This window comes from Ruegeria sp. YTSA219, from assembly GCF_059609985.1.
The window spans coordinates 129,102-153,617 of the sequence record NZ_JBXWMT010000001.1 but is presented as its reverse complement, the minus strand read 5'-3'; the positions used below and the strand labels follow the sequence as shown (position 1 = coordinate 153,617).

23 protein-coding genes and 1 pseudogene are annotated in these 24,516 nt (G+C 56.9%); 11 read left to right on the top strand and 13 right to left on the bottom strand.

All coding sequences use genetic code 11. The features are described 5' to 3' along the window. Positions 1-131: 131 nt before the first annotated feature. From preA to AC2FFB_RS00795, 3 genes and pseudogenes are all read right to left on the bottom strand, one after another. A complete protein-coding gene (preA, locus tag AC2FFB_RS00805; protein WP_496874377.1) occupies positions 132-1,436 on the bottom strand; it encodes an NAD-dependent dihydropyrimidine dehydrogenase subunit PreA in 1,305 nt (434 codons plus the stop codon). A 45-nt stretch (positions 1,437-1,481) separates the two neighbouring features. After that, the gene (locus AC2FFB_RS00800; protein ID WP_496693280.1) at positions 1,482-2,816 is read right to left on the bottom strand and encodes an NAD(P)-dependent oxidoreductase; all 1,335 of its coding nucleotides are present in this window, start codon (positions 2,814-2,816) and stop codon (positions 1,482-1,484) included. Positions 2,817-2,973: 157 nt separating this feature from the next. Beyond that, positions 2,974-3,606, bottom strand: a pseudogene (locus tag AC2FFB_RS00795) (cupin domain-containing protein). 171 nt (positions 3,607-3,777) lie between these two features. On the opposite strand from AC2FFB_RS00795, the gene AC2FFB_RS00790 reads away from it, so the two are divergent. The 3 genes from AC2FFB_RS00790 (at position 3,778) to AC2FFB_RS00780 (ending at position 6,858) form a co-directional block, all read left to right on the top strand. Further along, positions 3,778-4,773 (top strand): GT-B fold glycosyltransferase domain-containing protein, encoded by a 996-nt coding sequence (locus AC2FFB_RS00790; RefSeq protein ID WP_496874376.1) that lies wholly within the window; start codon positions 3,778-3,780, stop codon positions 4,771-4,773. A gap of 72 nt (positions 4,774-4,845) precedes the next feature. Continuing rightward, positions 4,846-6,138, top strand: coding sequence for an O-acetylhomoserine aminocarboxypropyltransferase/cysteine synthase family protein (locus tag AC2FFB_RS00785; RefSeq protein WP_142634398.1), 1,293 nt, complete (start codon positions 4,846-4,848; stop codon positions 6,136-6,138). Positions 6,139-6,141: 3 nt separating this feature from the next. After that, a complete protein-coding gene (locus tag AC2FFB_RS00780) occupies positions 6,142-6,858 on the top strand; it encodes a GNAT family N-acetyltransferase (protein ID WP_496874375.1) in 717 nt (238 codons plus the stop codon). On the opposite strand, the gene AC2FFB_RS00775 is transcribed toward AC2FFB_RS00780, so the two are convergent. After that, a complete protein-coding gene (locus tag AC2FFB_RS00775; protein ID WP_496874374.1) occupies positions 6,855-7,553 on the bottom strand; it encodes an SIMPL domain-containing protein in 699 nt (232 codons plus the stop codon). The two genes, AC2FFB_RS00780 and AC2FFB_RS00775, sit on opposite strands and share 4 nt — an antisense overlap. A gap of 161 nt (positions 7,554-7,714) precedes the next feature. Between AC2FFB_RS00775 and AC2FFB_RS00770 the strand changes: the two genes are divergently transcribed. Then, positions 7,715-9,592 (top strand): hypothetical protein, encoded by a 1,878-nt coding sequence (locus AC2FFB_RS00770; RefSeq protein ID WP_496874373.1) that lies wholly within the window; start codon positions 7,715-7,717, stop codon positions 9,590-9,592. Between the two features lie 43 nt (positions 9,593-9,635). Here the strand turns inward: AC2FFB_RS00770 and hppD are convergent, their stop codons facing one another. Beyond that, complete coding sequence (gene hppD / locus AC2FFB_RS00765) at positions 9,636-10,733, bottom strand: 4-hydroxyphenylpyruvate dioxygenase (RefSeq protein WP_496874372.1); 1,098 nt, start codon at positions 10,731-10,733, stop codon at positions 9,636-9,638. A gap of 146 nt (positions 10,734-10,879) precedes the next feature. Here hppD and AC2FFB_RS00760 point away from each other — a divergent pair, with 146 nt between their 5' ends. Together AC2FFB_RS00760 and AC2FFB_RS00755 are read left to right on the top strand one after the other, a co-directional pair. After that, positions 10,880-11,335 (top strand): Lrp/AsnC family transcriptional regulator, encoded by a 456-nt coding sequence (locus AC2FFB_RS00760; protein ID WP_142634408.1) that lies wholly within the window; start codon positions 10,880-10,882, stop codon positions 11,333-11,335. A gap of 19 nt (positions 11,336-11,354) precedes the next feature. Continuing rightward, a complete protein-coding gene (locus AC2FFB_RS00755; RefSeq protein ID WP_142634410.1) occupies positions 11,355-13,235 on the top strand; it encodes a monovalent cation:proton antiporter-2 (CPA2) family protein in 1,881 nt (626 codons plus the stop codon). Positions 13,236-13,263: 28 nt separating this feature from the next. Here the strand turns inward: AC2FFB_RS00755 and cobT are convergent, their stop codons facing one another. Beyond that, positions 13,264-14,277 (bottom strand): nicotinate-nucleotide--dimethylbenzimidazole phosphoribosyltransferase, encoded by a 1,014-nt coding sequence (gene cobT, locus AC2FFB_RS00750; protein ID WP_496713522.1) that lies wholly within the window; start codon positions 14,275-14,277, stop codon positions 13,264-13,266. 79 nt (positions 14,278-14,356) lie between these two features. Between cobT and cobS the strand changes: the two genes are divergently transcribed. Continuing rightward, complete coding sequence (gene cobS / locus AC2FFB_RS00745; protein ID WP_496693284.1) at positions 14,357-15,121, top strand: adenosylcobinamide-GDP ribazoletransferase; 765 nt, start codon at positions 14,357-14,359, stop codon at positions 15,119-15,121. A gap of 83 nt (positions 15,122-15,204) precedes the next feature. Here cobS and AC2FFB_RS00740 read toward each other — a convergent pair whose 3' ends face one another. From AC2FFB_RS00740 to AC2FFB_RS00720, 5 genes are all read right to left on the bottom strand, one after another. Next, positions 15,205-15,723, bottom strand: a complete 519-nt coding sequence (locus AC2FFB_RS00740; RefSeq protein WP_142634416.1) for a CarD family transcriptional regulator — start codon at positions 15,721-15,723, stop codon at positions 15,205-15,207. A 282-nt stretch (positions 15,724-16,005) separates the two neighbouring features. Continuing rightward, positions 16,006-16,344 (bottom strand): ferredoxin FdxA, encoded by a 339-nt coding sequence (gene fdxA, locus AC2FFB_RS00735; protein WP_085821728.1) that lies wholly within the window; start codon positions 16,342-16,344, stop codon positions 16,006-16,008. Between the two features lie 66 nt (positions 16,345-16,410). Beyond that, on the bottom strand, positions 16,411-16,776 hold the full coding sequence (locus AC2FFB_RS00730) for an RNA-binding S4 domain-containing protein (protein ID WP_142634418.1): 366 nt from the start codon (positions 16,774-16,776) through the stop codon (positions 16,411-16,413). 6 nt (positions 16,777-16,782) lie between these two features. Next, positions 16,783-19,602 carry a helicase-related protein gene (locus AC2FFB_RS00725; RefSeq protein ID WP_496874371.1) on the bottom strand — a complete coding sequence of 940 codons (2,820 nt, stop codon included), beginning with the start codon at positions 19,600-19,602 and terminating at the stop codon, positions 16,783-16,785. 22 nt (positions 19,603-19,624) lie between these two features. After that, positions 19,625-20,233: a tetratricopeptide repeat protein gene (locus AC2FFB_RS00720; RefSeq protein ID WP_142634422.1), complete on the bottom strand. Its 609-nt coding sequence runs from the start codon at positions 20,231-20,233 to the stop codon at positions 19,625-19,627. A 30-nt stretch (positions 20,234-20,263) separates the two neighbouring features. Between AC2FFB_RS00720 and AC2FFB_RS00715 the strand changes: the two genes are divergently transcribed. The 3 genes from AC2FFB_RS00715 (at position 20,264) to AC2FFB_RS00705 (ending at position 23,418) form a co-directional block, all read left to right on the top strand. After that, positions 20,264-20,554, top strand: a complete 291-nt coding sequence (locus tag AC2FFB_RS00715; protein ID WP_496874370.1) for an SCP2 sterol-binding domain-containing protein — start codon at positions 20,264-20,266, stop codon at positions 20,552-20,554. Next, positions 20,554-21,495, top strand: coding sequence for an alpha/beta fold hydrolase (locus tag AC2FFB_RS00710; protein ID WP_496874369.1), 942 nt, complete (start codon positions 20,554-20,556; stop codon positions 21,493-21,495). Before AC2FFB_RS00715 ends, AC2FFB_RS00710 begins: the two co-directional genes overlap by 1 nt. Before the next feature lie 102 nt (positions 21,496-21,597). Continuing rightward, positions 21,598-23,418, top strand: coding sequence for a M3 family oligoendopeptidase (locus tag AC2FFB_RS00705; RefSeq protein ID WP_496874368.1), 1,821 nt, complete (start codon positions 21,598-21,600; stop codon positions 23,416-23,418). 53 nt (positions 23,419-23,471) lie between these two features. On the opposite strand, the gene AC2FFB_RS00700 is transcribed toward AC2FFB_RS00705, so the two are convergent. Both AC2FFB_RS00700 and AC2FFB_RS00695 read right to left on the bottom strand, forming a co-directional pair. After that, complete coding sequence (locus AC2FFB_RS00700) at positions 23,472-23,690, bottom strand: GDCCVxC domain-containing (seleno)protein (protein ID WP_271946496.1); 219 nt, start codon at positions 23,688-23,690, stop codon at positions 23,472-23,474. Between the two features lie 4 nt (positions 23,691-23,694). Next, the gene (locus tag AC2FFB_RS00695) at positions 23,695-24,018 is read right to left on the bottom strand and encodes a hypothetical protein (RefSeq protein WP_271946493.1); all 324 of its coding nucleotides are present in this window, start codon (positions 24,016-24,018) and stop codon (positions 23,695-23,697) included. 89 nt (positions 24,019-24,107) lie between these two features. On the opposite strand from AC2FFB_RS00695, the gene AC2FFB_RS00690 reads away from it, so the two are divergent. Next, the gene (locus tag AC2FFB_RS00690) at positions 24,108-24,497 is read left to right on the top strand and encodes a MerR family transcriptional regulator (RefSeq protein WP_496874367.1); all 390 of its coding nucleotides are present in this window, start codon (positions 24,108-24,110) and stop codon (positions 24,495-24,497) included. Positions 24,498-24,516 lie beyond the last annotated feature (19 nt).

Here is a 24,516-nt window from a genome sequence, read left to right as displayed (position 1 = left end):
TAAGGCGTTCCAAGACTAAGTGAGGAGGCGCGGATATCATCTGATCCGCACCGCCACCCAATATGTCGCAAACTGCCACAACGCCCCCCATCGACATCCTGTTCTAAGAAGATTCGACGAATTTTTTTGGACTACTCGGCGGCTTTCGCCATTGGATTGTTGGGATGGGTTGTCCAGTTGCCATATTCGGGCTGCACTTCCTGTCCCGTACGCGGGTCGATTTCGCCAGCGTCCATCGGCACCATCGAAATACATCCCTCGACCGGGCACACATCCACGCACAGGTTACAGGCCACACATTCGTCATCCATAACCTCGAACACGCGCTCTTCGGACATTGAAATGGCCTGGTGGCTGGTGTCTTCGCAGGCGGCATAGCAACGGCCACACTTGATGCACTGATCCTGATCAATCTTGGCCTTGGCGACATAATTCAGGTTCAGATATTGCCAGTCGGTCACGTTTGGAACCGCAAGACCGACAATTTCCGAGACGTCCTGATACCCTTTTTCATCCATCCATTTCGACAGGCCCGCCGTCAGTTCGTCAATGATCTTGAACCCATAGGTCATCGCCGCCGTGCAAACCTGAACGTTGCCACAGCCCAGGGCCATAAACTCTGCCGCATCGCGCCAGGTGGTCACACCGCCAATACCCGAGATCGGCAGTCCATGCGTGGCCTGCCCCCGCGAAATCTCGGACACCATCGACAGGGCAATCGGTTTCACCGCAGGGCCACAATAGCCGCCGTGGCTGCCTTTACCGTCAATCGAGGGCTCGGGGCTGAAGCTATCCAGATTGACACTGGTAATCGAATTAATCGTGTTGATCAGCGATACCGCATCCGCACCACCATTCTTTGCGGCTTCGGCAGGCTTGCGGATATCAGTGATATTCGGCGTCAGTTTCACGATGACCGGTCGGTCATAGTATTTCTTGCACCAGCGCGTCACCATCTCGATATATTCAGGCACCTGCCCTACGGCCGCCCCCATACCGCGCTCGCTCATCCCGTGTGGACAGCCAAAGTTCAGTTCGATCCCGTCGGCACCGGTTTCGGCAACACGCGGCAGGATAGCCTTCCAGGCCTCTTCCTCGCACGGCACCATGATCGAGGCGATCAGGGCGCGATCTGGATAATCAGCCTTAACCCGCGCCATTTCTTCAAGGTTTACCTCTAATGGGCGGTCTGTAATCAGCTCGATGTTGTTCAGACCCAACAACCGACGGTCTGCGCCGTAGATCGCCCCATAGCGGGGGCCATTAACATTGACGACCGGTGGACCTTCGGACCCGAGTGTTTTCCACACCACACCGCCCCATCCGGCCTCAAAGGCGCGGCGGACGTTATATTCCTTGTCCGTCGGCGGCGCAGATGCCAACCAATATGGGTTGGGGCTTTCAATTCCCAGAAAGTTCGATTTCAAATCAGCCATTTATCCGGCCTCCCTGATGCTTGCAGGCATCTTGATCATTGAGTTTCACGCAATCAGACTTGCGTGGATATCCATCGCGGCATCGCGCCCCTCGGCCACTGCGGTCACGGTCAGGTCATCCCCGCCTGCGGCGCAGTCGCCTCCGGCCCAGACCGCTTGTACCGACGTGCGCCCGGCGCCCGTGACGGCGATCTTGTTCCCGTCCAACGTCAGCCCTTCGGGCGCTCCTTCCAGCGTCTGACCTATCGCCTTCAGCACCTGATCGGCAGGCAGGCAGGTTTTCTCGCCGGTGCCCTTCAACTGACCGTCATGGCTGGCAGTATACTCCAATTCGATCTCGGCGGCTGCCCCGTTGCCGTGTACGGCTATGGGCTGAACATTGGTCATGATCCTGACGCCGTGCGATGCGGCCAGATCCTGCTCATAGCGGCTGGCACCCATCGCCTCGCGTCCGCGCCGGTAGGCGATGGTGACGTTTTCCGCGCCCAGCAATTTCGACTTTACAGCTGCGTCAACCGCGGTCATGCCGCCTCCGATGACGACGACATTCCGCCCAACGGGCAGCTCAGCCAGATCGGCCGCCTGACGCACATCCGAGATAAAGTCGACCGCGTCGCGCACGCCGGTCAGATCCTCGCCGCCCGCTCGCAATGCATTCACACCTGTCAGACCGATGGACAGGAAAACCGCATCATAGTTGTCAACAAGGCCATCCAGCGACAGGCCCTCGCCCAGCACCGATCCGGTCTCGATGGTGATGCCGCCGATCCTCAGCAACCAATCGATCTCAGCCTGAGCGAAATCATTGGTCGATTTATAGGCGGCAATTCCATATTCATTCAGACCGCCGGGTTTTGGGCGGCTTTCGTGAATGACCACATCATGCCCCAGCATCGCCAGCCGATGCGCACAGGCTAGCCCTGCGGGCCCTGCCCCGATCACGGCCACCGTTTTGCCGGTGAATGCGGCGCGCTGGAACGGATGGTCGCCCGATGCCATAACGCTGTCAGTAGCAAACCGCTGCAAACGCCCGATCTCGACTGGCGATCCTTCGGCGGTTTCGCGTACGCAGACTTCCTCGCACAGCGTTTCGGTCGGACAAACACGGGCGCACATGCCACCCAAGATATTCTGGCCAAGGATGGTTTCACCCGCAGCTTCAGGCTGACCGGCCTGAATCTGGCGCATGAACAATGGAATATCAATGTCTGTCGGACAGGCCGTCACACACGGCGCGTCATAGCAGAAATAGCACCGATCCGCGGCCACTGCGGCCTCATGCGGGGCAAGTGGTGGATGCAGATCCGTGAAATTCGAGGTCAGCTCATCGCTGGAAAGCCTCCCGGAGACTATGCCGGGGACCATCTGGCCCTGTGCCATCGCTCTACTCCCTGTAGATATGTTGTTATGGCCTCAGCTTGGCACAATCTGATTTTTTATCAAATGGTAAATTTTGCCAAATGGTCAAAAAATGAATAACCAGGCCGAAACACCCGGTTTTTTACTGTACATTGCTGGTTTTTTGGGCCGGAACCGCTCAGATCATCTGTGACAGGTGCCCGGATTTGATCCAAATTCGCGCGCCCTCTGCTCCTGCCAAAGCAGTGGAACGCGCACCTGGCGGTAATCTCAACCAGTCCCAGACCGAAAATTCTTCGTCGGATTCCTGCACCGAACCTGCGATGACAAACAACTCCAACCCATCGACTGCATCCAAATCCAGCTTTTCGCCAGGTGACAAATTCAATACGCGAACATCTTCGCGTGAGTCCTTGAAAAGCTGAAGATTCGAATCCCCAGTAATCGACCGACGAATTTCGGTCCTGTCCTAAGGGTCAAACTGGTGCAGTTTGACTAGTATCGTCGCGCCTTCTTTTGCCGAAGGCGTATGGGAAGATGTCGGAGGATTGCGCACATAACTACCTGCAGGAAAATCACCGGTCTCGTCCTGAAACACACCGTCCAGCACCAAATACTCCTCTCCTCCATCATGCGTATGGGCGGCAAAGGCGCTTCCTGGGGCAAAGCGGACAATCGTGGTGGCGCGGGCGACCTCTTCCCCGATCCGGTCCAACATCTTGCGCTCGACCCCTGCGGCAGGTGACGCAATCCAGTCATTCCGGTCGAAATGCACAGCAACACGTTTTGTGAAATCTGCGTTAACTCTCATGCGGCTTCTCCTGTTTGGTCTGGTCTCTAGATGGTTGCGCAAGTCCTGAATTCAAATTTCAGATGCATGATCTATGATCACATCTGGTTTTGTGCCACGTCTCTACTTAGTGTACGCCCAACCAAAATTCGAGCAGTGCTGGCCCAACGCCACGAACCCGAGAGACGCCCGATGCAGACCGCCAACAATAAATTCAATATCGTGGTCATCGGCCAAAACAACCGGCTGCAATACGAGGCACTGCTGTTTGCAGCCTCGTTACGACACAGCTGTCCCGATTTCGCTGGCCGCCTGTTCGTTGCCGTTCCTCAACCGGGGGCCCGATGGTCACAGGACCCCAGCATTCAGGATGAGGATGTCCTGAAAGCGTTACACCAGCTTGGGGCCGAAATTCTACCGTTTGAAAACCGGGCTTTCGGTGGAAGCTATCCCTATGGAAACAAGATCGAGGCGCTCTTGTCCTTGCCCGAGGGGGAACCGTTTGTCTTTTTCGACAGCGATACGCTTGTCACTGGAGACCTGAATAGTGTGCCCTTCGATTTTGACCGCCCCGGTGCCTCGCTGAAAGTTGAGGGGACATGGCCGCGCCCGACCCTGTATGGTCCGGGGTATGACGGTATCTGGCGCGCCCTGTATGAGCGGTTCGAACTGGATTTCGACAGCTCCTTGGACAAGGCCCAACCAGCCGAATACTGGCGGCGCTACCTGTATTTCAATGCGGGTTATTTCTTTTACAGATGCCCACGCCAGTTCGGCGAACGGTTCCTGGAATATGCCTGCACCATCCGGGATGAGGATATCCCGGAACTCGCGGGCCAAACACTGGACCCATGGCTGGATCAGGTCGCATTGCCGCTGGTTATCCATGCCCTTGGCGGCGGCCGCGACGCACTGCCCACTGGCCTGCTGGACGGGTCGGTCACGTGCCACTACCGTCTGTTTCCTCTGCTGTATGCCCGCGAAAGCGACCATGTGATCGAGGTTCTGGAAACTGTGGTTGCGCCCAACAAGTTCAAGAAAGTGCTCAAGGGCTATGACCCAATAAAGAAACTGGTGCTCCAGCGCAAAGGGCACAAAATACGCGAGATGTTCGATCGCGAAAACCTGCCTCAGCGCGAGCAGGTCATTCGCAACAAGATCAAAAGCAAAGGTCTATGGATGCGCTGACAGCAATGTTGTGCGCACGCGTCCAATCGCCTAGAGATTCTGCAACACATAGCCCAACAGGAGATTTTCACCATGTCTGACGGCCCCACCTACGGTTTCGACACGCTTCAAATTCACGCAGGCGCACGCCCTGACCCGGCAACAGGTGCGCGTCAGACGCCGATTTATCAAACAACGGCATATGTGTTTCGCGATGCAGACCACGCGGCGGCTCTGTTCAACCTGCAGGAAGTCGGCTTTATCTATTCCCGCCTGACCAATCCCACCGTGGCGGTTCTGCAGGAACGCGTGGCAACGCTTGAGGGTGGCGTTGGAGCAGTTTGCTGCTCGTCCGGTCATGCCGCCCAAATCATGGCACTGTTCCCGCTGATGGGACCTGGCTGCAACGTGGTGGCCTCGACCCGACTGTATGGCGGCACGATCACTCAGTTTAGCCAGACGATCAAACGGTTCGGCTGGTCTGCCAAGTTTGTGGATACTGACGATCTGGATGCTGTGAAGGACGCGATCGACGAAAATACACGAGCGGTGTTCTGCGAATCCATCGCCAACCCGGGCGGCTATGTCACCGATATCCGCGCACTGGCGGATGTGACGGATGGCGCCGGCATTCCGCTGATCGTCGACAACACCTCGGCCACACCCTATCTGTGCCGCCCGATTGAGCACGGCGCGACGCTGGTTGTGCATTCAACCACCAAATACCTGACCGGCAACGGCACTGTCACTGGCGGCTGTATCGTGGATTCGGGCAAGTTCGACTGGTCCGCGAATGACAAATTTTCCTCGCTCAGCCAGCCGGAACCGGCCTATCACGGGCTGAAATTCCACGAGACATTCGGTCCGCTGGCTTTCACATTCCACGGCATCGCAATCGGCCTGCGTGATCTGGGCATGACGATGAACCCACAGGCGGCGCATTACACGCTGATGGGGATCGAGACTCTGTCTCTGCGAATGGAGCGTCATGTAGAGAACGCGCAAAAGATCGCAGCCTGGCTAGAGGCCGATGACCGCGTGGAATATGTGACCTATGCGGGCTTGCCCTCGTCGCCCTATCACGACCGGGTCAAGACGCATTACCCCAAAGGGGCCGGTGCGCTATTCACCTTTGCGGTCAAGGGCGGCTATGACGCCTGTGTCAAACTGGTGAACGCGCTGGAGATCTTCAGCCATGTCGCCAATCTGGGCGATGCGCGGTCGCTGATCATTCATTCGGCCTCGACCACCCACCGTCAGCTGACCCCGGAACAGCAAGAGGCCGCAGGCGCCGGTCCCAGCGTTGTTCGGGTGTCCATCGGCATCGAAGACGCCAACGATCTGATTGCCGATCTGGATCAGGCGCTGGCCAAGGCAACGGCCTGACAAATGGCTGGGCACGATACCAACGATCTAGGCCAGCCCATCGGCCGGCCGGTTTCGGGCAATTTTCCGCGCCCGACGCCGCCTTATACGCCGATGGAAGGTCACTATTGCTCGGTCGTGCCCCTTGATGTGAACAGGCATGCGCCCGGTCTGTACCGGGCGTTTGCCAATGACACTGATGGGCGGAACTGGACTTATCTGCCCTATGGCCCATTCGACAGCGAAGAAGATTTCGCCGCCTGGACCCGCGCGTCCTGTATGGATGCCGATCCCATGTTCCACACAGTGCTAGACGGTGATGGCACCCCGATTGGCATGGCCTCGTTCCTGCGGATTGAACCTGCGGCCGGTGTGGTCGAGGTTGGGCACATCCATTTCTCACCGCTGCTGCAGCGCAGCCCGAAATCCACCGAGACGATGTACCTGATGATGCGCCGCGTGTTCGACGAGCTGGGGTATCGCCGTTACGAATGGAAATGCGACGCGCTGAATGCCCCGTCCTGCAGTGCGGCCCAAAGGCTGGGCTTTACCTTCGAGGGCATCTTTCGGCAGGCCACCCATTATAAGGGGCGCAACCGCGATACGGCCTGGTACTCGATCCTCGATACAGAATGGCCGCGCATCCGCTCTGCTTTCGAGGCCTGGCTTTCACCAGATAATTTTGATCAGTCGGGCCAGCAGCGGCAATCCCTGATGGCCCGATCCAGCGACACATCCTAGTCGGAAATCAGAAATTCCATCGACACGTTGACCGAGACCGAAATCTCGCCCGCGGAAACCGGAACGCCGCCCTCAGCCGCCATGTTCATTGCACGCATTTGAGGCATGGGATTGAACCCTCCGGCCTGTTCGCGGATCATCTGAACCGGGCCCAGCGTGACTTCGGCCGCCTGTGCCAGTTGGTTGGCCTTTGCCCTTGCCTCACCCACTGCCTTGGCCCGCGCCTGTGCCTCGGGCGGTGCAGGGTCCTGAATTCCGAAACTCAGCCCGCCGAAATTGTTGGCCCCGTCGTCAATGACCGCATCCATGATGGTACCCAGCTGCGACAGATCGCGAACACGCACCACGACGCTGTTGGATGCGACAAAGCCGGAAATCTCTGGCCGTTCTCCGCTAGAACTGTTCCGCCCAGACCATACCGGCGACAAAGACAGATCACGTGTTTGCACATCACGGGTTTCGATCCCCATCTCATCCAGTCGAGTCAGAATTTTGGCCACCGCATCCGAAGTCGCCTGCATCGCATTTGATGCCTGTGCATTTTCGTTTGTTACACCCAGGGTAATGGTGGCCATATCCGGGGCCACATGCACCATGCCTACCGCATCAACAATGATGCGACGTTCTTCCGCAGTTGCCATCCCTACCGACGTCATGGCCAGCACAGCGGCCAGAAAAGCGATTTTCTTCAACATCTTCCCTCCAATTATCCTGATTTCAACATGGGGCTGCACCGGGTCACGGGGCAAGAGGAGACGGAGGCTTTTTCTTTCCCTCGGCGAGATCCTGCTTTAATGTCGGTCTGCGGACGAGGCATCGTTTGCATTGCAACTGACAATTATGGTTCCTCCGGATTATGAAACCCGCTTTTGCGCTGTCCATTTCTACAACCGGAATTTCTTTGCACCACAATTCCGATGGCGACTGGTTCGCCATAGGTGAGGTGTCGTTGGATGCCTCCAACTTGGAAGAGCAGCTGAAAGCGCTTCGGGACAAGGGGTTTGCGCTTGAAAATGACCTGAGCTGCAAGGTCATCATCCCAAGGGATCAGGTCAAATTCATCAAGGTTGAGGCCGCCGGATCATCCTTCGAAGACACCGAACAGGCTGTGCAAAACGCTGTATCCGATGCCACCCCTTATGATCTGACAGAGCTGGTATATGTCACGGCACATGACGGGGCGACCACATGCGTCGCCGTCGTTCCACGCGATACACTGGAGGAAGCTCGGGGGTTTGTGCTGGGATACGGATTCGTTCCGGTCGCGTTCAGCGCTGCATATGAAACAGTTGACTTTCCGACCGAACCGTTTTTCCCGCTTGGGGACGCGCCTGCGACCACAAACGCGCCCAAAGTGATCCCCACAGACCCCGCGCAGGATAGTCCGGTTGTTCACGCGATCGCCGATTCTACCGCTCCGACCAGCTTTTGGCCTGTCCAAAAAGTGGCCGCACCTAACTGGGCCTCTCTGCCATCAGTGCGAATTGCAGCGGCGGTGGCTTTGATGTTGGTGGCCGGTGGCATATGGAGCCTTTTTGGAGAAGACAGCCCTGCCCCTGCCGATTCAGAACTGGCCCTGCTGGACGAAACAATATCCCAACCCGAACCGAGTTCTGGACCTGTCGAGCCTGCAGAGACACCCGCAGCACAGGCCGAAGTCACAGTGCCTGAGACCGCAGAGCCAGAAATGGCACCGACCTCTGAATCAGAGCCCGAGCTGTCTGCAACCGACCAAGCCATTCTTGAGGCGCTGAACGTTGCGCCCGCGTTGGTAGACGAAATCGAGCTTGAGCCTGAACCTCAGTTAGTTCCTACACAGCCGGAGATCGAAATCACGTCACCGGGCCTTTTGATAGCGCCAGCGCAGGATCCGCAAATTGAGCTGTATCTGGCCTCCAAAGACGACTCGAATCTGTCGCGTGATGCAATCGCATTGCCGCCAGTACACACATACGACACCGACCTGCCATTTGATTTCGAACCACTTTCAACCGCTGCCGGGGCTAGGTTCAGCCTTGATGAGCGCGGGCTGGTAATACCAACCAAAGAAGGCGTCTTGAACCCGGACGGAGTGGTTGTCTATTTGGGAACACCTTCGAAAACTCCCCCTCCATCGGCTTTGGTCCGGCTGGAAAAGGCACCTGTTGAGGAAGTGGTCGACAACAGGCTGGCGACATTGCGACCAAAACCAAGGCCCGAGAACCTGACCGAAAATTTTGAACGGCAACGGCTTCAAGGGCGTACATTGAAGGAATTGTCCGGAATTCGCCCGAAACCGCGCCCGGAATCCCTGTTGCGTGCTCCGCCGCCCCCGGAATCGACTGAGCCCCTTGCGGAAATGAGGGTGCCGCGCCCCAAACTCCGACCGGCCGGACTGACCCGGCAGGCCAGTGCAGGTACTGCGACTTTGGGTTCGGCAGCTGGAATTGAACAGCTCAACAATGAGGTCGGAACGTTCCAGCCCAAAACCACAGCGCCCAAAATCCCATCCTCGGCTTCGGTTGCACGGCAGGCCACAATCGACAATGCAATCAACCTGCGGAAACTGAACCTGATCGGGGTTTACGGCAGCCCATCCAATCGCCGCGCATTGGTTCGGCTGCCCAGCGGCAGGTACAAAAAGCTTAAGATCGGGGACAGGCTTGACGGCGGCAATGTCATTGCTATCAGCGACAATGAATTGCGCTATCAGAAACGCGGGCGAAACGTAGTTCTCAAGATGCCACGTGGTTAAGAGGCGGCCTGCGCGGATGACCACGCAGGATTACCTTCTTGCATCAAGCTGCTGAAATTTCTCCACTTTCAATCTGCTCTCGCTCGATGGATTCGAACAGCGCCTTAAAGTTACCCTCGCCAAACCCATCGTCGCCTTTGCGCTGAATGAACTCGAAGAAAATCGGTCCGATGACCGTTTTCGAGAAGATTTGCAGCAGAATCCGGGTCTCACCACCGTCCAGAACGCCCTCTCCATCAATCAGAATGCCGTGCTTCATCATCCGGTCCAACGGCTCTTCATGATCGACCACGCGGGTTTTGGACAACTCATAATAGGCTTCGTTCGGGCCGGGCATGAACTTCAGCCCCTTTTCGGCAATCGCATCGGTCGAGGCATAGATATCCTCGCTGCCCACAGCGATATGCTGGATGCCCTCGCCCTTGTATTTCTTCAAGTAGGAAACGATCTGCCCGGTTTCGCCGCGATCTTCGTTGATCGGAATGCGGATACGCCCGCATGGAGACGTCAGCGCGCGGCTAAAAAGACCGGTGAATTTGCCCTGAATGTCAAAAAAACGGATTTCACGGAAGTTGAACAAATCACCATAGAACTTGAACCACTTGTCCATATTGCCCTTGTAAACATTGTGGGTCAGGTGATCGAGATAATAGAACCCATCCCCCCGGGGCTTGGACTGTTCGGTCCATGTGAATTCCTGATTATAGGGCGATGTTTCGTAATATTGATCAATGAAATAGATCAACGATCCGCCAATCCCCTTGATTGCAGGCACATTCAGTGTCTTGTCTGCCGCGTCATAAGGTTCAGCCCCTTTCGCTACAGCATGCTCATAGGCTTTCTGCGCATCCACGACGCGCCATCCCATCGCCGGAGCACAAGGGCCATGCTCGCCCACGAACTGGGCAGAATAGCTGTCGGGATCTGCATTCAGGATGTAAGTCACATCACCCTGTTGCCACAACTCAATCGCAGGCTTGTCCTTGTGGTGACCTACCAGCGCGAATCCCATCTTTGCGAACAGATCGCGCAGCTCTTGCGGCTCGGGATGTGCGAACTCGACAAACTCGAACCCATCGGTTCCGGCGGGGTTTTCATCCGATATGATTGATTTCGGGGCGTTGTGAGGGAATGGACCCATGGCGCGTCTCCGTTAATACAGGAATTTATTTGCTGATTTCAAAATACGTCTTAATCGGCACTTTTTTCGCGCATAGTTTTCCAATAACTTAAAGGGGCGCGCGTAAATTGCGCATAAGATTGGCCAATCACGGAGTTTTTCCGCACATGCTTGATTCCACTGATACGCGCCTGCTGTCAGCGCTGCAGAAAAACGCCCACCTAACAGCACACCAACTTGGAGAGATGTTGAACCTGTCGCCCAGTCAGGCTGGTCGCCGGCGCCAACGGCTGGAGGCTGAAGGGTATATCACCAGCTATGTCGCTCGCCTCGATCCTCTAAAGTTAGGGTTGCAGGTGCAGGGTTTTGTTCAGGTTCATCTGAGTACGCACGGCCCCGAGCAATCTGAAGGCTTTGCCCGTATGGTCGAAACACGCGCCGAAATCACCAGCGCATGGACAATGACAGGTGAGGCCGATTATTTACTACATGTCTATTGCGACGATCTATCCGCGCTTAATCGCTTGCTTCATCAGGTAATCCTTCCACATCCTGCAGTGGCTCGGATACAAAGCCAAATCGTTATGGATCAGCTCAAACGCGACGCCCCCCTGCCCACCTGAGCGCATTGAAAGGACGATCATGGACAACTTCCTTTACCAGGCGACGATCTATCTGGCTGCGGCTGTGATCGCCGTGCCGCTTTCGGCGCGTCTGGGACTGGGCTCTGTACTGGGATATCTGGCCGCGGGCCTTGTCATAGGGCCGTTGTTCGGATTGGTGGGTGCGGAAACGGAAAACCTGCAGCATGTGGCTGAATTCGGCGTAGTCATGATGCTGTTCCTGATTGGACTTGAACTGGAACCGCGCGCTCTTTGGGATATGCGGGACAGGCTTTTGGGGCTTGGCGGCCTCCAGGTGCTTTTATCGACCGCAGTGATCGCCAGCGTCGCCATGTATGCAAATCATCCATGGTCCGTAGCCCTGGCAGTGGGGCTGACGCTTTCCTTGTCATCAACTGCGATTGTTTTGCAGACCCTGTCGGAAAAGGGCTTGATGAAAACGAACGGAGGACGGGCGACCTTTTCAGTACTGCTGACTCAGGACATCGCGGTCATACCAATCCTGGCACTGCTTCCACTGCTGGCTCTGCCTGCCATTCCCCAGATTGCAAATGACGGATCTATCAACCGCATATCCACGGGGCACCACGGCGCGGCGCATCATAGCTTGTCATTGGTCGAGGGGTTGCCAGGGTGGGCGGTAACGCTTGTCACCATTGCCGCGATCGGTTTCGTCATTCTCGCCGGAGTGTACCTGACCAGGCCCTTGTTCCGCTTTATTCATGCGACCCGCCTCCGCGAGATGTATACGGCGCTGGCGTTGATGATTGTGGTTGGCATTTCCTTCCTGATGACGCTGGTTGGCCTGTCACCCGCTCTGGGCGCGTTTCTTGCGGGTGTGGTGCTGGCCAGTTCCGAGTTCCGGCATGAAATGGAGAGCGACCTAGAGCCGTTCAAAGGCCTTTTCCTTGGTCTGTTTTTCATCACCGTTGGCGCGGGCATCGATGTCGCCTATTTCTTTGACGACCCCTTCGACCTGATCGGACTGGCCCTGTTGGTAATCTTGGTCAAAGGGATCATTCTGTTCCTGGTTGGCCGCGCATTTAAACTGCGCGGACGCGATCACTGGCTGTTTACACTGGGGCTGGCGCAAGCAGGTGAGTTCGGCTTTGTCCTGCTGGCGTTTTCGACCCAGCAGAATGTGATTCCAGGGGATCTGTCACAAAAACTTTTGATGATCATTGCGCTGACCATGCTGATCACGCCGCTTTTGTTCATCATTTATGATCTTCTCTCGCGCCGGATGGGGGATGGCACACCGGCACCCGAACCGGATGAGATCGACGAGAAAGGCCCGGTCATCATCGCCGGGATCGGGCGATTTGGTCAGATCGTCAATCGTCTGGTGCAGGCAAGCGGGTTCAAAACCATCGTTCTTGACCATAACATCGAAACCATCCAGCTGATGCGTCGCTTTGGCGTAAAAGGGTTCCTGGGGGATCCGACCCGTCCGGAACTGTTGCGCGCGGCCGGCCTTGAAAAAGCATCTGTTCTGGTGGCTGCGATGGATGATCGCAAGAAGGTGACGCGTCTTGTCGGCTATGCGCGCCGCCAGCGCCCAGACCTACACATCGTCGCGCGGGCACGGGATCGGACCCATGTGTACGAGCTGTATCAAGCCGGCGCGAACGACATTGTGCGCGAGACATTCGATGGCTCATTGCGGGCCGGGCGATATGTGCTCGAGAATGTGGGTCTCAGCGAATACGAGGCAGCGCAGGCCGAACAGACTTTCTACCACCATGATCGCATGTCGGTTCGTGAACTGGCAGAGCTCTGGATTCCCGGGCTGCCCACCGCCGAGAACAAAAAATACATCGAGCGTGCGCAGCAGCTGGAAAAAGACCTTGAGACCGAACTGCTGGAATTGGCGGAAGAAAACGACAAAAAATCGGCCTGACCTTCAACTGACGGTCAGGCCGCGCGGATCAACTGTCCGAGACGCCAGCTTCGGCAAAGGTCGCCATGCCGGAATGACAGGCAACAGCGCTTTTGAGGATATTGATCGCCAGCGCCCCGCCAGAGCCCTCACCCAGTCGCAGCCCCAGCTTCAGCAAAGGCTCTTTACCGAGCTTGGCCAACACAGCGCCATGCGCACCTTCCGCGCTCTGGTGCCCGGCGATCGAGTGATCCAGCGCGCTCTCTGAAAGGTCAGACAGACACGCGGCGGCCGCTGAGCAGATAAAGCCATCCAGAATAACCGGAATGTGCAGCGCGCGTGCGGCGGCAATGGCTCCGGCCATAGCGGCGATCTCGCGTCCGCCCAGACGGCGCAGAATCTCTAGCCCATCGCCCGAACCGCCATGTAGCGTAACACCTTCGGCCACCACACGGGTTTTGTTTGCTAATCCCGCATCATCGACACCTGTTCCGCGACCAGTCCAATCGCCCGCCTGACCTCCGAACAAGGCGCAAGCAATCGCCGCTGCGGGGGTTGTGTTGCCGATACCCATTTCACCAACAACAAGAAGATCGGCGTCTGGTCTGACCGCAGTCCACCCGTTGCGCAGCGCCTGCAATAGGTCGTCCTCTGACATAGCTGGACCTGATGTGAAATCCGCGGTCGGTCGTTCAAGCTCCAGCGCGTGGACATCCATCGTAGCACCAGCCGCCTTGGCCAGCTGGTTGATGGCCGCCCCGCCATGTTCAAAGTTCAACACCATCTGCACGGTCACTTCCGGCGGAAAGGCCGAAACACCCTGTGCTGTGACACCGTGGTTTCCGGCAAACACGATAACCTGCGGCGAGGTGATCTGCGGGCGGGCATCCCCGCGCCAGCCTGCATACCAGATTGCCAGGTCTTCCAACCGACCAAGCGCGCCCGGAGGTTTGGTCAGCTGCCCATTACGGTCAGTCGCCCCTTGCGCAGCGGCATCATCGGGCCCGGAGGCTTGCCGGACAGCTTCGCGGAAAGAATTCAGATTGTTAATTTCGGGCAGCATCCAAAGCCTCGTTGCATCAGAGTGGTCCTGCGTGTTTAACCGAAGCGATCAAACCGACAAGACCCTGAAAGGCGCAGGAGTGCTAAAAAACGACACCAAGCTCATTTCTGCCTGGGATATTCCGCTGGCTTTGGTCCTGTTGACGCGTTTGCCCGTGCCGCGGCTGCCTGACAGAGTGTTCTCGCGTCAGGCCAGTGCCGTTTGGGCCTTTCCATTGGCGGGGCTTGTTGTCGGCCTATTGGCCTGTGCCGTGGGATGGATGGCGACGGCCATGGGGCTGCCGTCGATAGTGTGTGCCATACTTGTCGTTCTTGTCCTGACCATCACCACCGGCGCGATGCACGAGGATGGGCTTGCAGATACCGCCGACGGGCTGTGGGGCGGTTTCACGCCTGAACGGCGGCTAGAGATCATGAAGGACAGCCACATCGGCACCTATGGCGTCCTTGCCCTGATTTCTTCGCAACTGCTGCGCGTGTCGTTGATTGCCGCGATCCTTTCGAATGCGGGTTTTACCACCGTATTGGCCGCATGCATCGTTTCGCGGGCTATGATGCCTGTTGTTATGTCCGTCCTTCCAAATGCCCGCCAATCGGGCCTTAGCCATTCAGTGGGCGCACCCGGATCGACCGCGGTGATACTCGGCGGAGTCATGGCGCTGCTGCTCACTCTGCCAATGATCGGGTTGCAGGTGGTTTTCCCTACGCTGATTGCCGCTTTGTCTGCGGTGGCAATGGCGATGCTAACCAAGGCCAAGATCGAGGGTCAGACCGGTGATATACTGGGCGCCACTCAACAACTGGCCGAGATAGGGTTTCTTATGGCCGTAGCTACGCAGGTTTAGTGGCCCCGATTTCATCTGGTGACTGCAATATAAAAAGGCCACCTCCTTGCGGGGATGGCCCTAAAATTTTGATTTCAGCAGGTTCAGGCCGCCGCTGCCGCGCGCGAGGTCAGAACCTCATCCACCTGCCTGGCCGCAGACACTTCGCCTGCGCCGGATACTGCCGCGACTTCGCGGGTCAGACGCTCAAGCGCGGCTTCATAAAGCTGACGTTCGGAATAGCTCTGTTCGCGCTGATCATCGGTGCGGTGCAGATCGCGGACAACTTCGGCAATCGAGATCAGATCACCCGAGTTGATCTTTTGTTCATATTCCTGTGCCCGGCGGGACCACATGGCACGCTTGACCTTGGCCTTGCCCTTCAGTGTCTTCATGGCCTGGCTGATGACATCTGGCGAGCTGAGCGAGCGCAAACCGGACTCGGTCGCCTTGTTGGTCGGCACGCGCAGGGTCATTTTGTCTTTCTCAAAGGAAATGACGAACAGCTCGAGCGAGTATCCCGCAACTTCCTGTTCTTCAATCGAAATGATCTGACCGACACCATGGGCCGGGTAAACAACATAGTCGTTGGGGCGAAACTCAAGCTTCTTCGACTTAGACATACAGGTTCTTCCTTGGTTACGAGAGCGCGGGACAGACAACAAAACGACCCACCCCGTGCCAGTACGGCCCGGTCAGGTTGCTGTGTTTTCAACTAATCAGAACTCCAAAGCGAGCATACTTACGGAGTCATCCCCATCTCAATCAACGTTCAATTTCCGAGTATATCACAAAATTGAGACACTCGAAAGGCTGCCCCTTTCCACTTGAAAGAAAGGTGTTAAGAAACAGATAGATAAGGCGCCATCCCACTGCTGAACTGACAAGTTCAGAGCGCGAATCGCTTAGCCGCCTTCGCCGGGGGCCTCAGAGAAGTATTTCTCCATCTTACCCTCTTCGCCATCACGCTCTTCTGCATCAGGCAGCGGGTCTTTCTTGGTCACGATCACCGGCCACTGCTCGGAGAACTTGCGATTAAACTCGACCCATTGATCCATGCCCGGCTCAGTATCCGGACGGATCGCATCAGCGGGACATTCAGGTTCACATACTCCGCAATCGATGCATTCATCGGGATGGATGACCAGTGTATTCTCACCTTCATAGAAACAATCCACCGGACACACTTCGACACAGTCGGTGTATTTGCAGGCGATGCAGTTTTCAGTGACAACATAGGTCATGGTGAATTTCCCGTTTGCGGTTTGGGCGTCTAGCTAAATCAGTATGGCGTCAGCTTCAAGATATGTTCAGCTATCTTGATTGCGAGAAAGATCAAGTAGACGCCGATCCTTCTTGGTGGGACGACCTTTTCCCTCAAACCCTGGATTTCGCGGCTGCGTGTCCTGCTTTTCGGTCAAATCGGTATATAATGTCTGCGCCTCGGATGCTGGTCCGCGCCGATCACCCAGTTTTTCGATACGCACAACGCGCACAACGCGCGCCTGAGGGAAGGTCAGAACATCACCGGGTGCCACAGGCTGCGCCGGTTTCAGGATCCGGTTTCCGTTGACGCGGACATGGCCGCCACTGACCTGTTTGGCGGACAGGCTGCGGGTCTTGAAGAACCGAGCCTGCCACAGCCATTTATCGATCCGAAGCCGGGCCTCGGTCATCAGGCGTTAATTGCCTTCCTTCAAACCCATAAGCGCGGCCGCGAACGGGTTATCGGGATCAATGGGCTTTTCTTTCCTGTGCGGACGAGACGAGAAGGTCTTGGCACCCTGCGGCTTGCCACCTTTCTTGCCCTGCGGCTTGCCCCGGCCATCCTGAGGCTTACCGCGCGGCTTACCTTTGCCCTGCCCCTGCCGCTGTTCACGGCGTGGGCCTTGGTTGGCCTGACGCTGACGGCCCCAGGTGAAGGTATAGAAAACCTCAACCTCGGGTTCATCTGTTGCTGCTGTCGGCACGGTGGCCTCGGCTGCTGCCTCGGTGCCTTCGGTGGCCTCGGCTGACGCCTCGGTGGGTGCGGCGACCTCTTCGGGGGTTCCCTCTGGTGCGGGTACTTCCTCGGAGGCAGCTGCTTCCGTGGCCTCTGCGGCAGGTAGCTCTGCCGGTGCGGGCTTAACCTTTTCACGCTCGGCGCGTTCGGCCTTGTAGCCCAGCCCCTGCATCAGGTCAGCGAATTGTTCCAGCGTCATACCGGTGATCGACAGCATGTCAGGCTTGGCCTCGAACCCACCACGGCTGTCTTCAGCGCGCAGCATGTCGGCCAGACGTTCCAGCATGTCGATCCGGATCGAGCGTTCGCCCGCATCGCGATAACCACACATAGTGTCATAACCGTCAGGTGCGCCTTTGGCGATGGGCACAGTAACAAGACCCGGAGGCGGCGCGTCGGGAAATTCCTGCAGGCCATTTGCCAATGCCCACAGAACAAGACGCAGACGCGTTGGGGCCGGTTTCAGCAGCAGCGGCATGAAAATGGTGAACTGACCAAAGCGGATACCGTGTTTGCGCAGCGCGCCACGGGCGTCCTGATCCAGATCCTTGACGTCTTGCGCGACACCTGCGCGCGGCAATACGCCTAGCGCCTCAACCATGCGGAAGGCAAAGCCCCTGGCCAGCCCATTGAGTTCTTCATCGCGCGACAGGTTCAGCAGCGGCTCGAACAGTGCGGCCACTTTGCGGTCGATGAAATGCTGCAGGCGACGCTGAACTTTCTGTTCAACATCGGGGCCCGCGGCCTCGTCCACAAAAACCTCGACCAGCGGCTTGAGAGGCTCTGCCCCGGCAACCAGCTTGCCAACGGCATATTCACCCCACATCAGGCCACCCTGATCGGTAAAATCAATTTCGGTATCGGGTGCATTATAGAAGCGATCGGCACGCAGATGGAATTGCGGCGCGAGGGCTTGCAAGGACGCCGATTTCAAGGCTTTCGCCTCGGCTCCTTGCGCGCTTTTGTCCGGACTGAACCGGAACCCTTCCAGACGACCGACGAATTCACCTTCGACGGTCACTTCACCCTTGTCATTTACTTCGGCCAAAAGGGCCTCCTTCTGTTTGAGCCGGCGCAACAAAACGGATGTGCGCCGGTCCACAAATCTCTGAGTCAAACGGTCATGCAGAGCGTCTGACAGCCTGTCTTCTACAATGCGCGTCTCATCACGCCAATGGGATTCGTCACGTACCCAACCATTTCGTTGCGCAACGTAAGTCCAGGTGCGAATATATGCCAACCTTTTTGACAGTGCATCTATATCGCCATCCGTTCGGTCGATCCGGCGGATTTGCCGCGCCATAAAGTCATCCGGGATCGAACCACCTTCATGCAGGTGGCCAAAAATCACTTCGATCTGGCTGGCATGTTCGGCATGGCTGATGCCGCGAAAATCGGGGATTCGGCAAACATCCCACAACAAACGAACGGATTGCGGATCACTGGCACGGGCCGCAATTTCGGCAACTTGCGACAAGGATTTAAGCACATTCAGATCATCTGCCGGACGGGCTTTGATCAGGTGTTCGCTATCCGGGATAATCTCGAGCGTGTGGATCAGAGCGTCAATCGAACCAAACTGCAAGGCGGCATTCCGCCAGTTCAGTTTTTTCATCGGCGCAAAGCGGCTGTCCATAATGGCCTGCGCGACACCGTCGTCCAGAGGCGGCGCCTCGCCGGTCACGCCGAAAGTTCCATCCGACATACCACGCCCTGCGCGGCCAGCAATTTGGGCAAGCTCATTCGGGGCCAGGGGCCGCATGCGCCGGCCATCGAATTTGGTCAGGGACGAGAACGCAACGTGGTTCACATCCAGGTTCAACCCCATCCCGATGGCATCGGTGGCAACCAAATAGTCGACCTCACCATTCTGATAGAGCTCAACCTGTGCATTCCGTGTACGCGGGCTAAGCGCCCCCATGACCACAGCTGCCCCACCCTTTTGACGGCGTAGCAGCTCGGCGATGGCATAGACGTTGTCGACCGAAAACCCGACGATGGCGCTGCGCGGTGGCATGCGGCTGATTTTCTTGGAACCGGCATAGACCAGTTGCGACATCCGCTCTCGCCGGACGAATTGTGCTTCGGGCACGAGTGCCGCGATGGGGCCGCGCATGGTATCGGATCCCAGAAACAGGGTTTCATTGGTGCCGCGCGCGCGCAGCAACCTGTCGGTGAAGACGTGGCCGCGTTCCGGGTCGGCGCAGAGTTGGATTTCGTCGATAGCCACAAAATCGGCACCCATGCCTTCGGGCATCGCCTCGACCGTACTGACCCAATATTTCGCGCGCGGCGGTACGATACGTTCTTCCCCGGTGATCAGCGCCACCACCGACGGCCCGCGAATGGCGACGATTTTGTCGTATACCTCGCGCGCAAGCAGACGCAGCGGCAGGCCGATCACCCCCGTGCGGTACCCCAGCATACGTTCGATTGCGTAATGGGTTTTGCCTGTATTGGTTGGGCCAAGTACGGCCACGATTCGGGATGACCCGCTCACCTTTGCCCCCTGCCCCCGGTTCTCAGAGGGCCGAGCCCTCGACCTGGGCTTTCAGTCGATTCACTGCATTGGTTACTTCTTCGTAATGGGGATGTATAGCCAAGGCATGGGAATAGGCCGCAAATGCCTTTTCGGGCTGACCCAGAATCTCAAATATCAATCCAAGCCCGTAGATGGCCTCATAGTTGTTCGGGTTCAGCGTCAGGGCATGTTCCAGATCTGCGGCAGCCATCCCGAACCTTTCGATCCCAAAAAACGCAGAGGCCCGCGCGTGCCAGCCTTCGGCGAAATCAGGCGCGTGGTCTGTCAGGGCCGTCAAATGCTCGATCGCGGCATAGGTGTCACCATCATCCAGTGCTTCGCGCCCACGCTCCAGCAGCAGATCGGCGGAGGCCGAACCAGATTGCGACCAGAGCGCCCGTAACTGGCGGTCGATTCCAGTCGCCTGGTCCGGTGTGGCCTGCGCAAGGTTCTGCAACAACTCGGCCTCGTCGCGGGAATCCTCCTGCTGCGCAAGGCAAGTGGAGGAAAACATGACTAGGACAAAAAGTGCCGCAACGGTACCTTTGAGATTGTTGATTGCATTGCTCATAACAAGTGTCAGTGTAGCGTTGCGACCGAGGATGTCCATTCACGGCGTACTAACAAAATGAGGAAGATCATGAGCGATTCATTGGAAAAAGCCGCAGCAGTGCTGAATGAGAAACTGTCGGGCGGCGATTTCGACGCATCGGCTAAATTTGCCATCGCGGATTTGGGCGCGATCGTAGTTGATGCAAGCGGCGCGCGCATCAGCGATGAAGAAACGGACGTGACTTTGAATGCTGATGCGGAAACGTTCGAGCAAATTCTCAATGGTGATCTGGACCCGACAAGCGCCTTCATGGCCGGAAAACTGAGCATTGACGGCGACATGGGCGCGGCAATGAAACTCGCCTCGGCCCTGGCCTGATGGAATACCCGTCGGCCCCTTTGTTCGAAGACGTGGCTGGCGGCCCCGCTGGCGGTGTTGCTCATTGGTTGAACACCGCCGACGGTACCCGAATTCGCGTGGCGCATTGGCGCCCCGAAGGTACAGTGAACGGGACTGTCATGCTGTTTCCCGGTCGCACTGAATACATCGAAAAATACGGTAATGCGGCAAGTGAATTCGTCAAGCGTGGCTTTGCCGTGCTGGTGATCGACTGGCGGGGTCAGGGATTGGCAGACCGGTTGCTTGACGATCCGCGGGTTGGCCATGTCAATAAATTCACTGACTATCAGCAAGACGTAGATGTGTCGCTAGAGCTGGCCACAAAGCTTGATCTGCCCAGGCCCTGGCATGTTATCGGCCACTCTATGGGTGGTGCCATTGGATTGCGGGCAGTTTTGGAAAACGATTGTTTTGCTACCTGTGTTTTTACCGGTCCGATGTGGGGGATTTTCTTTACGCCCCTTATGAAACCCATCAGCCGGTTGACCGCAAATTGGGCCCCGCGTCTGGGGTTTGGCGAAAAGACCCCCCCGACCACTTCACTGGACAGCTATGTTCTGACACAGCCTTTCGAAGGCAATAGCCTGACGCGCGATCCTGCCATGTACAAAATGATGCAGGATCATCTGGCCAAGTATCCCGAACTTTCCCTTGGTGCACCGTCGACGATCTGGCTGCGCGAGGCATTAGATGAATGCGACTGGTTGATGGTGCAGACTGCCCCAGCCATTCCATGCCTGACATATCTTGGCTCCCACGAGCAGATTGTGGACCGCAAGGCCATCCGCGCACGCATGGCAAACTGGCCCAACAGCACGTTGATCGAAATTCCAGACGGTGAACACGAAGTCCTGATGGAACCGCCAGAGGTGCGCGACCCTGCATTTGACCAAATCGCCGCGCATTTCAAAGCTGCATAGACGGATCACCCCCTGGAACCGGCGCTTTCCCTTTGACTGTCCGCTTGTGATCCTCGTCGGTCGCGCCTAAATGTTTGCCAAAGCAGATTTTCGAGGTGATCCATGCGCGACCTTCCTTTTCCAGTACGTGACGCAAACGCGGTCGGCGGGGCCGATAATCTTGGCAACCTGCCGGAATGGGATCTGACGGATCTCTATGCTTCGAAAGACGCGGCCGAGCTTGCGCGTGACTTGGACTGGTTGGAAACCGAATGCGCCGCCTTTGCCGCAGATTACGAAGGCAATTTGGCGGATCTTGATGACCTGGGCTTGCTGACCTGCGTGTTGCGGAACGAAAAGATCAACTCGATCGCCGGGCGTATCATGTCCTTTGCCGGACTGCGCTATTATCAGCTGACGACCGACGCCGAGCGCGCCAAGTTCCTCTCGGACATGCAGGAAAAGATCACTGTCTTTACCACGCCGCTGGTGTTCTTCACGCTGGAAATCAATCGCCTCGACGACGACGCGCTAAAAGCGCATTTCGACGCCAACACCGATCTGGCCCGTTACGAGCCCGTATTCCGCCGCATCCGCGCGATGAAACCCTATCAGCTATCTGACGAGCTTGAAAAATTCCTGCACGATCTGGGTGTTGTTGGCGATGCCTGGGAACGCCTTTTCGACGAGACCATCGCGGGCTTGACCTTTGATGTTGACGGAGAAGAGTTGAACATCGAAGGCACACTCAACCTACTGACCGAGCAGGACCGCAGCAAACGCGAAGCGGCTTCTCGCGAATTGGCCCGCGTGTTTCAGGACAACGTCAAGACCTTCGCGCGCGTTCACAACACGCAGGCCAAGGAAAAGGAAATCGTCGACCGCTGGCGCAATATGCCGACCGCGCAAACTGGTCGTCACCTGTCGAATGACGTCGAGCCCGAAGTCGTCGAGGCCCTGCGCGAGGCGGTCGTGGCCGCCTACCCCAAGCTGAGCCACCGCTATTACGAGCTGAAACGCAAATGGCTAGGTCTGGATGTGATGCAGGTCTGGGACCGCAACGCGCCCCTGCCGATGGAAGACACGCAGATTGTCGGCTGGGATGACGCCGAGAAAACCGTGATGGATGCCTATGAGGCCTTTGATCCCCGTATGGGTGAAATCGCCGCGCCGTTCTTCTCGAAGGGTTGGATTGATGCGGCGGTGAAGCCGGGCAAGGCGCCAGGCGCATTTGCGCATCCCACTGTTACCGACGTGCATCCTTACGTGATGCTGAACTATCTGGGCAAGCCGCGCGACGTGATGACCCTAGCGCATGAGCTGGGCCACGGCGTCCATCAGGTGCTGGCCGCCGATCAGGGCGAGATGCTGTCATCCACCCCGCTGACGCTTGCCGAAACCGCTTCGGTTTTTGGTGAAATGCTGACCTTCCGCAAAATGCTGGACAAGGCCGAAACCCCTGAGCAGCGCAAGATTCTGCTGGCTGGCAAGGTCGAGGACATGATCAACACGGTCGTGCGCCAAATCGCCTTCTATGACTTCGAATGCAAATTGCACGCCGCACGCCGCGAGGGCGAGTTGACCCCGGACGACATCAACGCCCTGTGGATGAGCGTACAGGCCGAAAGCCTCGGCCCCGCATTTGAATTCATGGAAGGGTATGAGACGTTCTGGGCCTATATCCCACATTTCGTGCACTCGCCCTTCTACGTCTACGCCTATGCCTTTGGCGACGGCCTCGTGAACGCGCTCTATTCCGTCTACGAAAGCGGCGCCGACGGGTTCGAGGACAAGTATTTCGACATGCTGCGCGCCGGTGGATCAAAACACCACAAAGAGCTGCTGGCCCCGTTCGGTCTGGACGCCAGCGATCCCAAGTTCTGGGACAAAGGCCTGTCGATGATCTCGGGCTTTATTGATGAATTGGAAGCGATGGAGGGCTGAAGTCGCCTGAAGCGGAGACGGTGATGTCTGCTTTGCGGACAATGCGGACTTTGTCATCCGCAACAACTATCGCCATTCTGGATCGGGGGGCAAGGCACCGTGGCATAGGAGCAGTAGACACAACAGTCCCCTTCCAATGGCTTCAAGACCGCTGCGCAAGACTTGCATTCATAGAACCACTGGCAAGCATCCGTCGGCATTATTTCGCTTTCGCTGTGACCGCATTTCGGGCACGTCAGGGTGCTTTCAAGCACTACAGTTTGCTCTGTCATTGTTTCACATCTGCATTATCAGGTAATCGTTGATACGGGCCTCGTTATAGACGACGACCCAAGCTGACGCGGTGATTGCGGTAGTCCCCGAAAGCCACCATTTCAACTTTGTTAGGGAACCGCGCTGATAAGATACAAGCCACGATATAGCGACAAGCGCCGTCGATATCGCCAATACGTAGTAGCTTGCCGCCGCGATCTTTCCGAAAATGGCTAGCCAACTGCCCCCCAGTCCCAGCAACATCATTGTCATGGGCAATACACAGCAGGTCGCGACGCCAAGTGCTGTCAGTGATCCCAGATAACTAACGCTAAGGTACTTCTGCATCTCATTCCCTTGATTAGTTGGAGTTGTCAAAGTGACTGCTTCTCGTATAACTTCTGTAGTCGCTACAGGATCAAGACGGGAAAACTCACATGTTTGCGATTGGGGAAGCATCCCGGCAAAGCGGTGTCGGCATTGAAACGATCCGCTACTATGAACGCGAAGGGATCGTGCCCAAACCAGTACGAGCACCTAATAACCGGCGGATGTACTCCGCGCACGATGTTGGAAGGCTTCGTTTCCTGAAAAAATGCCGTAATTTGGGCTTTCCACTAGCCGATACAAAGACGCTTCTAAGCCTGTCCGAAGGCGACGGAGAAGATTGCCGATCCGTAAAAGAACTGGCTGAGCTTCATATCTTCAATGTGCGTGAAAAGATAAACGAGCTGAAGCGATTGGAAGCAGCGCTGAACGAACTCACAGCCAACTGCGACAGCGGGAATGTCTCTTGCCCCATGCTCTCAAAACTGCGTACCGACTAGTGAAACTTTGGGCTCAAAG

Bases quoted from the DNA above. Each gene is read 5' to 3' on its own strand.
- preA (WP_496874377.1), bottom strand. From the start codon at position 1,436: ATGGCTGATTTGAAATCGAACTTTCTGGGAATTGAAAGCCCCAACCCA.
- AC2FFB_RS00800 (WP_496693280.1), bottom strand. From the start codon at position 2,816: ATGGCACAGGGCCAGATGGTCCCCGGCATAGTCTCCGGGAGGCTTTCC.
- AC2FFB_RS00790 (WP_496874376.1), top strand. From the start codon at position 3,778: ATGCAGACCGCCAACAATAAATTCAATATCGTGGTCATCGGCCAAAAC.
- AC2FFB_RS00785 (WP_142634398.1), top strand. From the start codon at position 4,846: ATGTCTGACGGCCCCACCTACGGTTTCGACACGCTTCAAATTCACGCA.
- AC2FFB_RS00780 (WP_496874375.1), top strand. From the start codon at position 6,142: ATGGCTGGGCACGATACCAACGATCTAGGCCAGCCCATCGGCCGGCCG.
- AC2FFB_RS00775 (WP_496874374.1), bottom strand. From the start codon at position 7,553: ATGTTGAAGAAAATCGCTTTTCTGGCCGCTGTGCTGGCCATGACGTCG.
- AC2FFB_RS00770 (WP_496874373.1), top strand. From the start codon at position 7,715: ATGAAACCCGCTTTTGCGCTGTCCATTTCTACAACCGGAATTTCTTTG.
- hppD (WP_496874372.1), bottom strand. From the start codon at position 10,733: ATGGGTCCATTCCCTCACAACGCCCCGAAATCAATCATATCGGATGAA.
- AC2FFB_RS00760 (WP_142634408.1), top strand. From the start codon at position 10,880: ATGCTTGATTCCACTGATACGCGCCTGCTGTCAGCGCTGCAGAAAAAC.
- AC2FFB_RS00755 (WP_142634410.1), top strand. From the start codon at position 11,355: ATGGACAACTTCCTTTACCAGGCGACGATCTATCTGGCTGCGGCTGTG.
- cobT (WP_496713522.1), bottom strand. From the start codon at position 14,277: ATGCTGCCCGAAATTAACAATCTGAATTCTTTCCGCGAAGCTGTCCGG.
- AC2FFB_RS00740 (WP_142634416.1), bottom strand. From the start codon at position 15,723: ATGTCTAAGTCGAAGAAGCTTGAGTTTCGCCCCAACGACTATGTTGTT.
- fdxA (WP_085821728.1), bottom strand. From the start codon at position 16,344: ATGACCTATGTTGTCACTGAAAACTGCATCGCCTGCAAATACACCGAC.
- AC2FFB_RS00730 (WP_142634418.1), bottom strand. From the start codon at position 16,776: ATGACCGAGGCCCGGCTTCGGATCGATAAATGGCTGTGGCAGGCTCGG.
- AC2FFB_RS00720 (WP_142634422.1), bottom strand. From the start codon at position 20,233: ATGGACATCCTCGGTCGCAACGCTACACTGACACTTGTTATGAGCAAT.
- AC2FFB_RS00715 (WP_496874370.1), top strand. From the start codon at position 20,264: ATGAGCGATTCATTGGAAAAAGCCGCAGCAGTGCTGAATGAGAAACTG.
- AC2FFB_RS00710 (WP_496874369.1), top strand. From the start codon at position 20,554: ATGGAATACCCGTCGGCCCCTTTGTTCGAAGACGTGGCTGGCGGCCCC.
- AC2FFB_RS00705 (WP_496874368.1), top strand. From the start codon at position 21,598: ATGCGCGACCTTCCTTTTCCAGTACGTGACGCAAACGCGGTCGGCGGG.
- AC2FFB_RS00700 (WP_271946496.1), bottom strand. From the start codon at position 23,690: ATGACAGAGCAAACTGTAGTGCTTGAAAGCACCCTGACGTGCCCGAAA.
- AC2FFB_RS00695 (WP_271946493.1), bottom strand. From the start codon at position 24,018: ATGCAGAAGTACCTTAGCGTTAGTTATCTGGGATCACTGACAGCACTT.
- AC2FFB_RS00690 (WP_496874367.1), top strand. From the start codon at position 24,108: ATGTTTGCGATTGGGGAAGCATCCCGGCAAAGCGGTGTCGGCATTGAA.